At 70.6% G+C, this 13,591-nt stretch carries 15 protein-coding genes; 9 read left to right on the top strand and 6 right to left on the bottom strand.

Annotation, left to right across the window (positions count from 1 at the left end; translation table 11 throughout):
• Window positions 1–64: 64 nt before the first annotated feature.
• Window positions 65–2,578 (top strand): ABC transporter ATP-binding protein/permease, encoded by a 2,514-nt coding sequence (locus AC0693_RS32320; protein ID WP_469320963.1) that lies wholly within the window; start codon window positions 65–67, stop codon window positions 2,576–2,578.
• Between the two features lie 123 nt (window positions 2,579–2,701).
• Here the strand turns inward: AC0693_RS32320 and AC0693_RS32315 are convergent, their stop codons facing one another.
• Window positions 2,702–3,382 (bottom strand): transglycosylase SLT domain-containing protein, encoded by a 681-nt coding sequence (locus tag AC0693_RS32315; protein WP_356409021.1) that lies wholly within the window; start codon window positions 3,380–3,382, stop codon window positions 2,702–2,704.
• Between the two features lie 483 nt (window positions 3,383–3,865).
• Between AC0693_RS32315 and AC0693_RS32310 the strand changes: the two genes are divergently transcribed.
• From AC0693_RS32310 to AC0693_RS32300, 3 genes are all read left to right on the top strand, one after another.
• Window positions 3,866–5,056, top strand: coding sequence for a GAF domain-containing sensor histidine kinase (locus AC0693_RS32310; RefSeq protein WP_478803759.1), 1,191 nt, complete (start codon window positions 3,866–3,868; stop codon window positions 5,054–5,056).
• Complete coding sequence (locus tag AC0693_RS32305; RefSeq protein ID WP_356409016.1) at window positions 5,049–5,699, top strand: response regulator transcription factor; 651 nt, start codon at window positions 5,049–5,051, stop codon at window positions 5,697–5,699. The genes AC0693_RS32310 and AC0693_RS32305 overlap by 8 nt, the downstream gene beginning before the upstream one ends.
• Before the next feature lie 150 nt (window positions 5,700–5,849).
• Entirely contained in the window at window positions 5,850–6,095 is a 246-nt protein-coding gene (locus tag AC0693_RS32300; protein ID WP_478803820.1) for a chaplin, read from the top strand.
• A gap of 104 nt (window positions 6,096–6,199) precedes the next feature.
• Here AC0693_RS32300 and AC0693_RS32295 read toward each other — a convergent pair whose 3' ends face one another.
• Entirely contained in the window at window positions 6,200–6,982 is a 783-nt protein-coding gene (locus AC0693_RS32295) for a hypothetical protein (RefSeq protein ID WP_478803758.1), read from the bottom strand.
• Between the two features lie 164 nt (window positions 6,983–7,146).
• Between AC0693_RS32295 and AC0693_RS32290 the strand changes: the two genes are divergently transcribed.
• From AC0693_RS32290 to AC0693_RS32275, 4 genes are all read left to right on the top strand, one after another.
• A complete protein-coding gene (locus AC0693_RS32290) occupies window positions 7,147–7,941 on the top strand; it encodes an ABC transporter ATP-binding protein (protein ID WP_356409010.1) in 795 nt (264 codons plus the stop codon).
• A 67-nt stretch (window positions 7,942–8,008) separates the two neighbouring features.
• Window positions 8,009–8,437, top strand: coding sequence for an NfeD family protein (locus AC0693_RS32285; protein WP_469320965.1), 429 nt, complete (start codon window positions 8,009–8,011; stop codon window positions 8,435–8,437).
• Window positions 8,438–8,532: 95 nt separating this feature from the next.
• Entirely contained in the window at window positions 8,533–9,489 is a 957-nt protein-coding gene (locus AC0693_RS32280) for an SPFH domain-containing protein (RefSeq protein ID WP_351049571.1), read from the top strand.
• Window positions 9,490–9,567: 78 nt separating this feature from the next.
• The gene (locus AC0693_RS32275; protein WP_469320966.1) at window positions 9,568–10,344 is read left to right on the top strand and encodes a sulfite exporter TauE/SafE family protein; all 777 of its coding nucleotides are present in this window, start codon (window positions 9,568–9,570) and stop codon (window positions 10,342–10,344) included.
• Between the two features lie 68 nt (window positions 10,345–10,412).
• On the opposite strand, the gene AC0693_RS32270 is transcribed toward AC0693_RS32275, so the two are convergent.
• The 3 genes from AC0693_RS32270 to AC0693_RS32260 form a co-directional block, all read right to left on the bottom strand.
• Window positions 10,413–10,916 (bottom strand): HNH endonuclease, encoded by a 504-nt coding sequence (locus AC0693_RS32270; RefSeq protein WP_356409001.1) that lies wholly within the window; start codon window positions 10,914–10,916, stop codon window positions 10,413–10,415.
• A 147-nt stretch (window positions 10,917–11,063) separates the two neighbouring features.
• The gene (locus AC0693_RS32265) at window positions 11,064–11,597 is read right to left on the bottom strand and encodes a YbhB/YbcL family Raf kinase inhibitor-like protein (RefSeq protein WP_478803757.1); all 534 of its coding nucleotides are present in this window, start codon (window positions 11,595–11,597) and stop codon (window positions 11,064–11,066) included.
• Window positions 11,598–11,654: 57 nt separating this feature from the next.
• Window positions 11,655–12,437: a sporulation protein gene (locus AC0693_RS32260; RefSeq protein WP_356408995.1), complete on the bottom strand. Its 783-nt coding sequence runs from the start codon at window positions 12,435–12,437 to the stop codon at window positions 11,655–11,657.
• 105 nt (window positions 12,438–12,542) lie between these two features.
• Here AC0693_RS32260 and AC0693_RS32255 point away from each other — a divergent pair, with 105 nt between their 5' ends.
• Window positions 12,543–13,184 (top strand): DNA-3-methyladenine glycosylase, encoded by a 642-nt coding sequence (locus AC0693_RS32255; protein ID WP_356408992.1) that lies wholly within the window; start codon window positions 12,543–12,545, stop codon window positions 13,182–13,184.
• A gap of 169 nt (window positions 13,185–13,353) precedes the next feature.
• On the opposite strand, the gene AC0693_RS32250 is transcribed toward AC0693_RS32255, so the two are convergent.
• Window positions 13,354–13,591: hypothetical protein (locus tag AC0693_RS32250; RefSeq protein ID WP_468467227.1), on the bottom strand; the 238-nt coding region annotated here is incomplete at its 5' end.

Here is a 13,591-nt window from a genome sequence, read left to right as displayed (position 1 = left end):
TGTTCGCCATCCCTAGACTCCCTGACGTCAGGGGGATCCTCGGGGGACAAAAAGTGGGGCTGGAGTGCCGGAACACGTACTGGAATTGAATGGCAGGACCTGGACGCTCGATCCGTCCAGGTCGTACTCCCTGGGGCGCGACCCCCAGGGTGACGTGGCGATCGATGACGCCCGGGTGTCGTGGCGCCATGCCACCATCAGCTGGAACGGGCGGGGTTGGGGGATCGAGGACCACGGCAGCACCAACGGCACCTACGTGCACGGTGCCAGGGTCCAGCAGACCGAACTGGTGCCCGGTACGCCGGTGCACCTCGGCAACGCGCAGGACGGCCCGCGGCTGAATCTGACCGTCGCCGCCCCGGTGTCGGTCACGCCCGTGCAGGCCCCGGCCCACCAGCCGCCGGCCAACTGGCAGGAGCAGCCGCCGCACCAGCAGCACCAGCAGCAGCCGCAGCACGGGTACCCGCAGCACCAGGCGGCGCCGGCGTACCAGCAGCCGCAGCCGCAGCCGCACGTCCCGCACCAGCAGGGCGTCGCGCAGCAGCCGCCGTCGGGCCCCGGGTACAGCGACCGCAGCCCGACCACGTTCCACCACCTCGAACTCGGCCACGTCATGCGCATCGGCCGCGCCCTGGAGAACGAGCTGGTCGTCTCCGACCTCCAGGTCTCGCGCCTGCACGCGGAGTTCCGCTCGATGCCGGGCGGCCGCTTCGAGATCCACGACCTCGGCAGCCACAACGGCACCTACGTCAACGGCCAGCCGCTGCCGAAGTCCGGCACCGCGCTGCTCGGCCCCAACGACATCGTCGGCGTCGGCCACTCCACCTTCCGGATCGTCGGCGACCGGCTGGAGGAGTTCGTCGACACCGGCGCCGTCTCCTTCTCGGCCCGCCACCTCACGGTCACGGTCGACGGCGGCAAGCAGATCCTCAAGGACGTCTCCTTCGGCGTCCCGGAGAAGTCGCTCGTCGGCGTCATCGGCCCCTCCGGTTCCGGCAAGTCGACGCTGCTCAAGGCGCTGACCGGCTACCGCCCCGCCAACCAGGGCGACGTCCTCTACGACAACCGCAACCTGTACAAGCAGTTCGCGGAGCTGCGCCAGCGCATCGGTCTGGTCCCGCAGGACGACATCCTGCACAAGGAGCTGACCGTCCGGACGGCCCTCAAGTTCGCCGCCAAGCTCCGCTTCCCCGGTGACACCGCGGAGTCCGAGCGCGCGGCCCGCATCGACGAGGTCCTGCGCGAGCTGAAGCTCGACATCCACAAGGACAAGAAGATCACCTCGCTCTCGGGCGGTCAGCGCAAGCGCGTGTCCGTGGCCCTGGAGCTCCTCACCAAGCCGTCGCTGATCTTCCTGGACGAGCCGACCTCCGGCCTCGACCCGGGCATGGACCGCGACGTCATGCAGCTGCTGCGCGGGCTCGCCGACGACGGCCGTACGGTCCTCGTCGTCACCCACTCCGTGGCCGAGCTGGCCATCTGCGACAAGCTGCTGGTCATGGCCCCGGGCGGCGCGGTCGCGTACTTCGGCCCGCCGGACGAGGCGCTGAACTTCTTCGGCTACCAGACCTGGGCCGACGTCTTCTCCGCCTTCGAGAACTACCGGGAGTACGACTGGGCCGGCCGCTGGAAGGGCTCGCAGCACTACCAGCTCTACGCCGCCGACATCGACGCGGTCGCCCCGCAGTCGGTCACCATGCCGCCCGCGCAGCAGATGCGTCCGCCCAAGCCCCAGGGCTGGGGCTCGCAGCTCTTCACGCTGATGCGCCGCTACGTCTCCGTCATCGCGTCCGACAAGGGCTTCATGGGCCTGATGGTGATCCTCCCGGCGGTCCTGGGCGTGGTCTCCACGGTCATCCCGGCGACCTTCGGCCTGGCCCCGCCGACCCCGCCCTCGCAGTTCAACGGCGACGCGGGCACGATCATGCTGATCCTCGCGGTCGGCATGTGCTTCTCCGGCGCCGCGAACTCGGTCCGTGAGCTGATCAAGGAACGCGTGATCTACGAGCGCGAGCGCGCCACCGGGCTGTCCCGGTCGGCGTACCTCATGTCCAAGGTCATCGTCCTCGGCTTCATCACCGCCATCCAGGGCGTGATCATCTGCGGGATCGGCTTCTTCCCGCGCGACCTGCCCGCCGAGGGCCTGATGATGCCCCCGGCCGTCGAGCTGTGCCTGTCCGTCATCGCGCTCGGCTTCACGTCGATGATGTTCGGCCTGGTGATCTCGGCCCTGGTGAAGACCGCCGAGAAGACCATGCCGCTGCTCGTCATGTTCGCGATCGTCCAGGTCGTGTTCACCGGCATCCTCTTCCAGATCTACGACTCGATCGGCCTGGAGCAGTTCGCCTGGCTGATGCCGTCGCGCTGGGCCGTCGGAGCCGCGGGCACCACGCTGAACCTCGGCAAGCTCATGCCGCCGTGGGACCGCGACAACCCCACCAACACCGACCCGCTGTGGGACCACACGATCGGCCAGTGGAGCCTGGACATCACGGTCCTGCTGCTCCTCGGCATCGTCTGCGGCTTCGCGGTGGCGCGCCTGCTGCGCCGCCACGAGCCGGAGGTCATGCGCAAGTGACCCGCGCGCCCGTCGGTACGGGCGCCGGTACGCGGATACGCCACAGGGCGGCACCCGGAACTCCGGGGGCCGCCCTGTGGCGCATGGGGGCTGGAGGTGACGTCAATGGCCGAGCCGCAGGGCTCAGTAGGCGCTGTTGACGTTGTCGATCGAGCCGTAACGGTCGGCGGCGTAATTGGCCGCGGCGACGATGTTGGCGACCGGGTGGTACTGGTCGAGGGGGGTGCCGGCCACGTGGTAGGCCAGGAAGGTCGGGCGGATGACCTGGAGCAGGCCCATCGAGGGGATGCCGTTGCGGGCGTTGATGTCCCAGTTGTTGATCGCCCGCGGGTTGCCGCTGGACTCGCGCATGATGTTCTTGTAGAGCCCGTTGTAGGAGCCCGGAATCTTGTGCGCCTTCATGATCGCGAGCGACTCCTTGATCCATCCGTCAAGGTTGTTCGCGTACAGGGGCTTGCGCGGGACCGAGCGGCTGGCGGCTTCCTTGTCCGCGCGGTCCTTCTTCGCGGCGGCCTCCGCCTTGGCCTTCGCCTTGGCCTTCGCCGCGGCCTGAGCGGCCTTGGCCTGCTTGTCCGCGACGACCTGCTGCACGGTGAGGTGCTGCTGCAGGTTCTTCGCCTGCGCACCGTCCACGGCCTGGGTCCAGGCCACGGGAGCGGCCACGACGGTCTCGGCAGCTTCGCCCGTGCCGGCCGGAACGAGGGAGAAGGCGAGGGCGGCGGCGCCGAGGGTGGCGACTCCGGCGATCGACATCTTGTGGCCCTTGGTCAGACGACTGTGGCCGGGGGTGCTGGTCTCGGACATGCGTGGTCAACCTCTTCGGGTAGCGGGAGCCGCAGGAAAGCGCCGCGGTGGTGTTGAGCCGCGGCGCTGTGCGACGGGAGCCATTGTTAGCGGCGGCAAAATCCTGTGGCAAAGGTGTGACGTACGAAGCCCGATAGTGGATCAAGGGCCCCGGCTGCGGCCCACCGCCGGACCCCCCGGCCCCTCCCCGTAGCCCTGACAGGGCCTTTATCCGTCCACTAAGCAGCTTCGTAAGTGATGTGCGTCCTATGTGCGGGCTCACATCGGGGACGTAACGGTTTCACCGTGCGTTGCGGTAGCAATCCACAGGGTGAGCGTTCTCGTCCTCAAGGCGTACATTCCGGCCCCGCGGCCTCGTACGAAAGGCAGACGTGCCCCTCCCTCCGGCGTACGCCGCCCTTGCCGGGGCCCACCCGAACGGGGCCCGCGGACCTAGGTCGCAGGCCCGATTCCGCAGGTCACGGCCGCGAGTACGGTGACCCCATGCGCAACGGACCCGACGGAACCCGTACCGGTCTGGCCGCGGTGAGCACCGCGCTGCTCGCCATGAGCCGGCACCTGGAGGTCCGCGACGTACTGAAGACCATCGTCGTCTCGGCCCGCGAACTGCTCGGCGCCGAGTACGCCGCCCTCGGCGTCCCGGACGACCACGGCGGCTTCGCCCAGTTCGTGGTGGACGGCATCGACGAGGACCAGTGGCGCCGCATCGGCCCGCTGCCCCGCCAGCACGGCATCCTCGCCGCGATGCTGCACCAGGACACCCCCGAGCGGCTGGCCGACGTACGGCAGGACCCGCGCTTCGGCGGCTGGCCCGCCGCCCACCCGGAGATGTCCGACTTCCTCGGCCTGCCGATCCGGGACGGCGAGGAGACCCTCGGCGCCCTCTTCCTCGCCAACAAGCGCGGCCCCGCCCGGGAGCCGGGTACCGAGCCCGGTGACGGCGGGACCGGCCCCCGCGGCGGCTTCACGGAAGAGGACGAGGCCCTCCTCGGCATCCTCGCCCAGCACGCCGCCATCGCCCTGACCAACGCCCGCCTATACGAGCGCAGCCGCGAGCTGACCATCGCCGAGGAACGCTCCCGGCTCGCCCACGAGCTGCACGACGCCGTCAGCCAGAAGCTCTTCTCGCTGCGGCTCACCGCCCAGGCCGCCGCCGCCCTCGTGGACCGCGACCCCGCCCGGGCCAAGGGCGAACTGCACCAGGTCGCCGCCCTCGCCGCGGAAGCCGCCGACGAGCTGCGGGCCGCCGTCGTGGAGCTGCGCCCCAGCGCCCTCGACGAGGACGGCCTCGTCGCGACCCTGCGCCACCAGATCAACGTCCTGGACCGTGCGCACGGCGCCCACGTCACCTTCCGCTGCGACGGCGTGCGCGCCCTGCCCGCCTCCCAGGAGGAAGCCCTCCTGCGTGTCTCCCAGGAGGCCCTCCACAACGCCCTGCGCCACTCCGGCGCCGACCGCGTCGAGGTCACCCTGAGCCGCACTCCCGCCGGGGGAGCGCTGCTCAAGGTCGTCGACTCCGGCAGCGGCTTCGACCCCCAGGGCGTCCGCAAGGCCGGCCGGCACCTCGGACTCGTCTCCATGCGGGACCGGGCGAGCGGGGCCGGCGGCCGCCTCACCGTGCACTCGGCGCCCGGCGCGGGCACCACGATCGAGATGGAGGTCCCCGGTGGCTGACACTCCGGCCCGGATCAGGGTCCTGCTCGTCGACGACCACCAGGTCGTGCGGCGCGGGCTGCGCACGTTCCTCGAAGTACAGGACGACATCGAGGTGGTCGGGGAGGCGTCCGACGGCGCCGAGGGCGCCGCGCGCGCAGAGGAGCTGCGGCCCGACGTGATCCTGATGGACATCAAGATGCCGGGCACCGACGGTCTCGACGCCCTGCGCCGGCTGCGCGAGCTGGCGAACCCCGCCCGGGTGCTGATCGTCACCAGCTTCACCGAGCAGCGCACCGTGGTCCCCGCCCTGCGCGCGGGCGCCGCCGGATACGTCTACAAGGACATCGACCCCGACGCGCTCGCCGCGGCCATCCGCTCCGTCCGCGCCGGGCACGTCCTGCTCCAGCCCGAGGTCGCCGAGGCGCTGCTCTCCCAGGACGAGCAGGGTCCGGCCCCGGGGCGCGGCGGGTCGCTGACCGACCGCGAGCGGGAAGTCCTCGGCCACATCGCGGACGGCCGCTCGAACCGCGAGATCGCGCGGGCCCTCGTCCTCTCGGAGAAGACGGTCAAGACGCACGTCTCGAACATCCTGATGAAACTGGACCTCTCCGACCGCACGCAGGCCGCATTGTGGGCGGTCAGGCACGCAATCGCCGACTGACGGGACCGAATCCGACCGCCTGCTGTCCGGGATGAGATTCATACGGTCGGGTGTATGTAGCCCACATGGCGTATCCCGGGCGCCCCTCCGGCCGTTCTTCAGGACGTGCCGCGGCGGCTGGCCGCGGCAGACGTACTGGAGGACGAGAACGTGAAGAACTTCAAGAAGGCCGCTGCCGCCACCCTGATCGCGGGCGGCCTCGTCGCCGCCGGCGCCGGTGTCTCCTCGGCGCACGGCGGTGCGTCCGCGGACGGCGAAGCCGTGGGCTCGCCCGGCGTGGCCTCCGGGAACCTGCTCCAGGTCCCCGTGCACGTCCCCGTGAACGCGGTCGGCAACGCGGTCAACGTGATCGGCCTGCTCAACCCCGCCTTCGGCAACACCGGCATCAACCACTGACGCCACCCCACCCCCGCGGCCCCGCTTCCCCCCTCTCCCCGGAAGCGGGGCCGCGCCGCGCCCACCGGGCACTGCTGGCCCGGGGGTCGCCGCCGGTCCCGCCCCTACCCCCGCTCCCGTTCCTCCACGTACGCGTTGTACGCCGCCACCTGGGCCCGCCGGGCCACCCGTTCGACCGGGCGCAGGGCCTCCGCGCGGGCCGCCATCTCGGAGGCGGCCACCGCGCCGCCGTGGCCCCGTTCGTACGCCAGGGACACCAGCAGCCCCACCCGCTGCGCCAGTGACAGCACCCGCACCGCCCGCGGCGGATACCCCGGGGCCAGTACCTCCCGCCCCGCCTCCGCCCGCGCCCGGTACGCGGACATCGCCGCCTGGGCCACCGGCCCCGAGGCCGCCACGTCCAGCCGGGTCAGTACGGCCGTCGCCTCCCGCAGCGCCTCCGCCAGCTCGCGCTCCGCCTCACCGAGCGAGGGCACGTCGGCGGGCGGGGCCTCCCGTACCGGCAGGCAGTGCCACACCACCTCGACGTGCACGTCACCCGTCGGCCCCGCCTCCGTCACCCGCGGTACGAGCCCCAGCGCCGCACCGACGGCGACCACGGCCTCCTCGGCGTCCAGCGCCCGCGCGTTGAACTCCGGCGGACCGCTCAGGCCCAGCGGATGCCCCGGCGCGGGCAGCGCCACCCGCAGACCGGTGACCCCCAGCGCCCGCAGCCGCCCGAGCCCGAGCGTCAGCCCGACCGGCCCGCTCTCGCCCGGCAGCTCCGCCACCCGGTGCACGGCGTCCGCCCCGACGATCGACACGGCGGCGTCGTCGGGCGAGACGAGACCGGCCAGCAACGCGTTCCCCCAGGCGGCCAGCCGCCCCGAACGTGGTTCCACAAGCATTCCCCCACCTTAGTGACCGGTCGGTGACCCGCCCCCGCGGCCCGCCCCGCACGGCCTGGCGACCGCGGCCCCCGCCGAGTGGCGTAGGTTTTCCCCTGGGGCTGCGCCCACAGGCGCCCAGAGAACCGTCACCGCACACACCTGCAAGGGGAGACAACACGCTCATGAGCGACGTTCTGGAGCTGGAGGACGTATCCGTGGTCCGCGAGGGCCGCGCTCTGGTGGACCAGGTCTCCTGGTCGGTCAAGGAGGGGGAGCGCTGGGTCATCCTCGGCCCCAACGGCGCCGGGAAGACCACCCTGCTCAATGTCGCCTCCAGCTACCTCTTCCCGAGCAGCGGCAGCGCCACCATCCTCGGCAGCACGCTGGGCCGGGTCAACGTCTTCGACCTGCGCCCCCGCATCGGCGTCGCCGGCATCGCCATGGCCGACAAGCTCCCGAAGCGCCAGACCGTCCTGGAGACCGTGCTCACCGCCGCCTACGGCATGACCGCGACCTGGCAGGAGGAGTACGAGGAGATCGACGAGCAGCGCGCCCGCGCCTTCCTCGACCGCCTCGGCATGACGGACTACCTCGACCGGAAGTTCGGCACCCTCTCCGAGGGCGAGCGCAAGCGCACCCTGATCGCCCGCGCCCTGATGACCGACCCCGAGCTGCTGCTGCTCGACGAGCCGGCCGCCGGCCTCGACCTCGGCGGCCGCGAGGACCTCGTCCGCCGCCTCGGCCGCCTCGCGCGCGACCCGCTGGCGCCCTCGATGATCATGGTCACGCACCACGTCGAGGAGATCGCCCCCGGCTTCACCCACGTCCTCATGATCCGCCAGGGCAAGGTCGTCACCGCCGGTCCCATCGAGCTGGAACTGACCTCCCGCAACCTCTCCCTCTGCTTCGGCCTCCCGCTCGTCGTCGAGCGCAGCGACCACGAGCGCTGGACCGCCCAGGGCCTGCCGCTCCGCTGAACCCCCGTGCGCGGAGCCCCGCGCACCCTGTCCGGACCGCGCCCGGCCGACCTACCATGACCATGTGATGAACATCGACGCATGGGTGTGGTGGCTCATCGGCGCGGTCGGACTGGGGATCCCCCTGGTCGTCACCGCCATGCCGGAGTTCGGCATGTTCGCCGTCGGCGCGATCGCCGCCGCCGTCACCGCCGCACTCGGCGGGGGAGTGGCCGCGCAGATCCTGGTCTTCGCCGTCGTCTCCGTGGCGCTGATCGCCGTGATCCGCCCGATCGCCAACAGACACCGCGACCAGCGGCCCCAACACCGCAGCGGCATCGACGCGTTGCGGGGCAGGAGCGCCGTCGTCACCGAGCGGGTCGACGGCAGCGGCGGCCGGATCAAGCTCGCCGGGGAGATCTGGTCCGCCCGCGCGCTCGACGCGGACAGCAGTTTCGAACCGGGTCAGCAGGTCGACGTCGTAGAGATCGACGGAGCGACCGCCGTCGTCATGTGACGTCATGTGACCAAGCACCCGACTCGCGGGCCCCCGGTCTGCGAGACTCCGCTCAACGGGGCAGCACAGACAGCCGGAAGGGCACGGGGAACCGCATGCAACCGATCATCATCGTTCTGATCATTCTGGTGATCCTCGTCTTCATCGCACTGGTCAAGACGATCCAGGTGATCCCGCAAGCCAGCGCGGCCATCGTCGAAAGGTTCGGGCGCTACACCCGCACCCTCAACGCGGGCCTGAACATCGTCGTCCCGTTCATCGACTCGATCCGCAACCGGATCGACCTCCGCGAGCAGGTCGTCCCCTTCCCGCCGCAGCCAGTGATCACCCAGGACAACCTGGTCGTCAACATCGACACGGTCATCTACTACCAGGTGACCGACGCCCGGGCCGCGACGTACGAGGTGGCCAGCTACATCCAGGCCATCGAACAGCTCACCGTCACCACCCTGCGCAACATCATCGGCGGCATGGACCTGGAACGGACCCTCACCTCCCGCGAGGAGATCAACGCGGCCCTGCGCGGCGTCCTCGACGAGGCCACCGGCAAGTGGGGCATCCGCGTCAACCGCGTCGAGCTGAAGGCGATCGAGCCGCCGACCTCCATCCAGGACTCGATGGAGAAGCAGATGCGCGCCGACCGCGACAAGCGCGCCGCGATCCTCCAGGCCGAGGGTGTCCGCCAGTCCGAGATCCTGCGCGCCGAGGGCGAGAAGCAGTCCTCCATCCTGCGCGCCGAAGGTGACGCCAAGGCCGCCGCGCTGCGCGCCGAGGGCGAGGCCCAGGCGATCCGTACGGTCTTCGAGTCCATCCACGCCGGGGACCCGGACCAGAAGCTCCTCGCCTACCAGTACCTCCAGATGCTCCCGAAGATCGCCGAGGGCGACGCGAACAAGCTCTGGATCGTCCCCAGCGAGATCGGCGACGCCCTCAAGGGCCTCAGCGGAGCCATCGGCAACTTCGGCCCCATGGGCGGCGGTTCCAACGGCCTGCACCGCAAGGACGAGCAGCCGGCCGCCCCGGACCGCCGCGAGCAGCCCCCGATCGACTAGTCCCCGGCCGCCTTCGTGCATGATCGGTGCGGCCCCTCGACCTTCACGGCGGGGAGGCGACCCACTCATGCAAGGAGGATGGCCTTGTCCATCTGGGAAGCACTCGCGGTCTTCGCCGCCGGCGTCGGCGCCGGCACCATCAACACCATCGTCGGATCCGGCACCCTGATCACCTTCCCGGTGCTCCTGGCCACCGGCCTGCCCCCGGTCACCGCCAACGTCTCCAACACGCTGGGCCTGGTGCCCGGTTCGGTCAGCGGGGCCATCGGCTACCGCAAGGAGCTGAAGGGCCAGGGCGGCCGGATCCTGCGTCTCGGCGCCGTCTCCCTGGTCGGCGGCCTCGCGGGTGCCGTCCTGCTGCTCACCCTGCCGTCCGACTCCTTCGACACGATCGTGCCCGTCCTGATCGGCCTCGCCCTCGTGCTCGTCGTCCTCCAGCCGCGCATCGCCCGGGCCGTGCGCCGACGCCAGGAAGCCGCCGGGGGCGAGGGCCCGCACCCCGACGGCGGCCCGGTCCTGCTGACCGGCATGCTGCTCTCCAGCGCCTACGGCGGCTACTTCGGGGCCGCCCAGGGCGTGCTCTACCTCGGGCTGATGGGCTCGCTGCTCCACGAGGACATGCAGCGCGTCAACGCCGTCAAGAACATCGTCGCGGCCCTGGTCAACGGCATCGCGGCGGTGTTCTTCCTCTTCGTCGCCGACTTCGACTGGACGGCCGTCCTGCTCATCGCCGTCGGCTCCACCCTCGGCGGGCAGATCGGCGCCAAGGTCGGCCGACGGCTCCCGCCGACCGCCCTGCGCGCGCTCATCGTCGTGGTCGGCCTCGTGGCCATCGCCCAGCTCCTGCTCCGCTGAGCGACGTAGCAGAACTACGCCTCCTGACGTACCCCCCGTACGTCAGAAGAGCGGCGGAACCCGGCCGGTCACGCGATCCGCTCCAGCCACTCGGGCAGCTCCTCCCGTACCCCCGCCCCCATGGCCAGCAGCATCGCGTCCGCAGGAGACGGCACGAAGGGCTTCCGGAGCAACGGCATCCCCGCCTCCTCCGGAGTCCGCGCCGCCTTGCGGTGGTTGTCCACGGCACACGACGCCACCGTGTTCAACCACGTGTCCCCGCCGCCCTGGGCCCGCGGCACGACGTGGTCCACGGTGGTCGCGCGCTTGCCGCAGTACGCGCACCGGTGCTGGTCACGCGCCAGCACCCCCCGCCGTGACCAGGGAGCATGTCTTCGGAAGGGCACCCGGACGTACCTGCACAGGCGGATCACCCGCGGCATCGGCAGGTCCATGGTGGCCCCGCGCACACGGAGTTCGGGATGCGACTGCTCGACCACGGCCTTGTCCTGGAGCACCAGGACCACCGCCCGGTTCAACGTCACCGTCGACAGCGGCTCGAAGCTCGCATTCAGCACCAGCGTGTCCCGCATCTCGCCCACCTCCCGTGTGCAGGCCCGCGACCACCCTGGCGGCGAGGCCCGCAACCACTCTGGCCGCGCCCGCCACCGGGGACAACGCAATAAAAATGCCCGGTCCTGGCCGTCTTTAGACCAGGACCGGGCAAACGCTCGGAGAACTCAGCCCGCCGGAGCCTCGAACTCGCCGATCAACTGCGCCCGCCCCAGCGTGTGGAAGCGCAGGTTGAACCCGACCACCGCGGGGGAAGCGTCCGCGTCCGGACCCAGCTTCTCCGTGTCCACCGCGTAGACGGTGAACACGTACCGGTGCCGTTCCCCGGCCGGCGGCGCCGCCCCGCCGAAGTCACGGGTGCCGTAGTCGTTCCGTGCGTGCACCGCACCCTCCGGGAGGCCGGGCATCGATCCGGTGCCCGCCCCGGCCGGTAGCTCCGTGACCGAAGCGGGCAGATCGAAGAGCACCCAGTGCCAGAAGCCGCTGCCCGTCGGCGCGTCGGGGTCGAAGCAGGTCACCGCGAAGCTCTTCGTCCCCGCGGGGAACCCCTCCCACCGCAGCTGCGGCGAACGGTTCCCGCCCGACTTCACCTGCGCGTCGCCCAGGTCCGCCCCCGGCGCGAGATCGGCGCTCTCGACCGTGAAGGACGGCACCTCGGGGTGGAAGGTGTGCGGAAGGGGCGCTCTGCTCTGGTCGGTCACTGCTCAACCTCCGTTGACGGGAACCCGTACGTCTCGTACGTCTCGTACGGCAGGAGCCTAGAACCAGTTGCGCTGCGAACCCACGGAGGCGATCCACTGGTTCAGGTACGCCGCCCAGTCGGTCCCCTGGTAGGACTGCAGCCCGACCTGGAAGCAGCGGTAGGTGTCGCTGCCCTCGGAGAACAGCCCCGGCTTCTTGTCCATCTCCAGGACGACGTCCATCTCGCGCCCGTCGGCCACGAAGGTCAGCTCGACCTGGTTCAGCCCCCGGTACTGCGACGGCGGCACGAACTCGATCTCCTGGTAAAAGGGCAGCGTCTGCCGCGTCCCCCGGATGTGCCCGCGCTCCATGTCCGCGCTGCGGAACCGGAACCCCAGCTGCCCGAAGGCGTCCAGCAGCGCCTGCTGCGCCGGCAGCGGGTGCACGTTGATCGGGTCCAGGTCACCCGCGTCGACCGCCCGCGCGATCTCCAGCTCGGTGCTCACCCCGATGTTCATCCCGTGCAGGTGCTGACCCCCGAAGTGGGTGACGGGCGTCTCCCACGGGATCTCCAGGCTGAACGGCACCACGTGCAGCGCGCCGGCCTGGACCTGGAAGGCACCGCCGAGCCGCTGCTTGGTGAAGACGATGTCCTGCTTCAGCTCCTGGTCGCCGCTCTCCACCTCGACCCGCGCCTGGAGCCCGACGTTCAGGCCCTCGATCTGCTGCTCCACGGACCCGCCCTGGATCCGGACCTCGCCCTGGACGATCCCGCCGGGCACCACGTTCGGCTCGGTGATGACGGTGTCCACCGAAGCACCACCGGCACCCAGGCTCGCGAACAGCTTCCTGAACCCCATGTTCCAGACTCCCCTTGACGACGTGCACTACGGACGTACCTCTACTACAAACGCGGAACCCTGACCCCCGGTTGCAACACCGGGCGTTCCACTACGCTCGACCGAATGAGCGCGCGACCCGACCGTACGCCCCTGACCCGGGGTTTCTTCGACCGCCCGGCCCTGACCGTGGCCCCCGACCTGCTCGGCCGCACCCTGGTGCGGCGCGGCCCCGACGGGCCGATGGAACTGCGCATCACCGAGGTGGAGGCGTACGAGGGGGAGGCCGACCCGGGCTCCCACGCCTTCCGCGGCCGCACGGCGCGCAACGCGTCGATGTTCGGTCCGCCCGGACACGCGTACGTCTACTTCATCTACGGCATGTGGTTCAGCCTGAACCTCGTCTGCGGCCCCCCGGACCACGCGAGCGGGGTGCTGCTCCGGGCGGGCGAGATCACCGCGGGCGCCGAGCTGGCCCGCAAACGTCGACTTTCCGCCAAAGCGGACAAGGAACTGGCCAAAGGTCCGGCCCGCCTCGCGACCGCCCTCGCCATCGACCGCTCCCTCGACGGCGCCGACCTCTGCGCGGGCCCGGATGCCCCCTTGTCCGTCCTTACGGGCATCCCCGCCGATTCCGCCCTGGTCAGTACGGGCCCCCGCACCGGAGTCGGCGGCGCGGGCGCGGACCATCCGTACCGGTTCTGGATCACCCGGGACCCCACGGTGAGCCCGTACCGGGCCCACGTGCCGCGCCGGCGCTCAACTTGACTCGCCCCTGGCAGACGCCTAACGTAGTCCGAGCCGCTAGAACGGAGCACTGCTTCTGCAGACCCTCCGGAGGCGGCCAACCCACTACTGCGATCACCCTGACGGGGATGAATTCGGCATGTCCGAATTCAGCGCCGGCGGCCCGATTATGAGCCGCAAGGGAAAACCGCTAACGTAGTGAACACGCCGAAAGGCAAGGCCCCCAACGGCCACCAAATGCGAATTCCACTCCGGTTAAACGGAACGGAATGAGCGTGGTAGAGTTGGAAACGAAGAACGAAGCCCGGAGGAAAACCCCAGTAGTGATACTGCGGGTGAGTACAAAGGAAGCGTCCGTTCCTTGAGAACTCAACAGCGTGCCAAAAATCAACGCCAGAAGTTGATACCCCGTCCATTTCGGTGGATGA

The sequence above is a fragment of the Streptomyces sp. NPDC043876 genome (assembly GCF_056435825.1).
The sequence above is the reverse complement of the archived record's forward strand: the minus strand, read 5'-3'. Positions and strand labels throughout refer to the sequence as shown.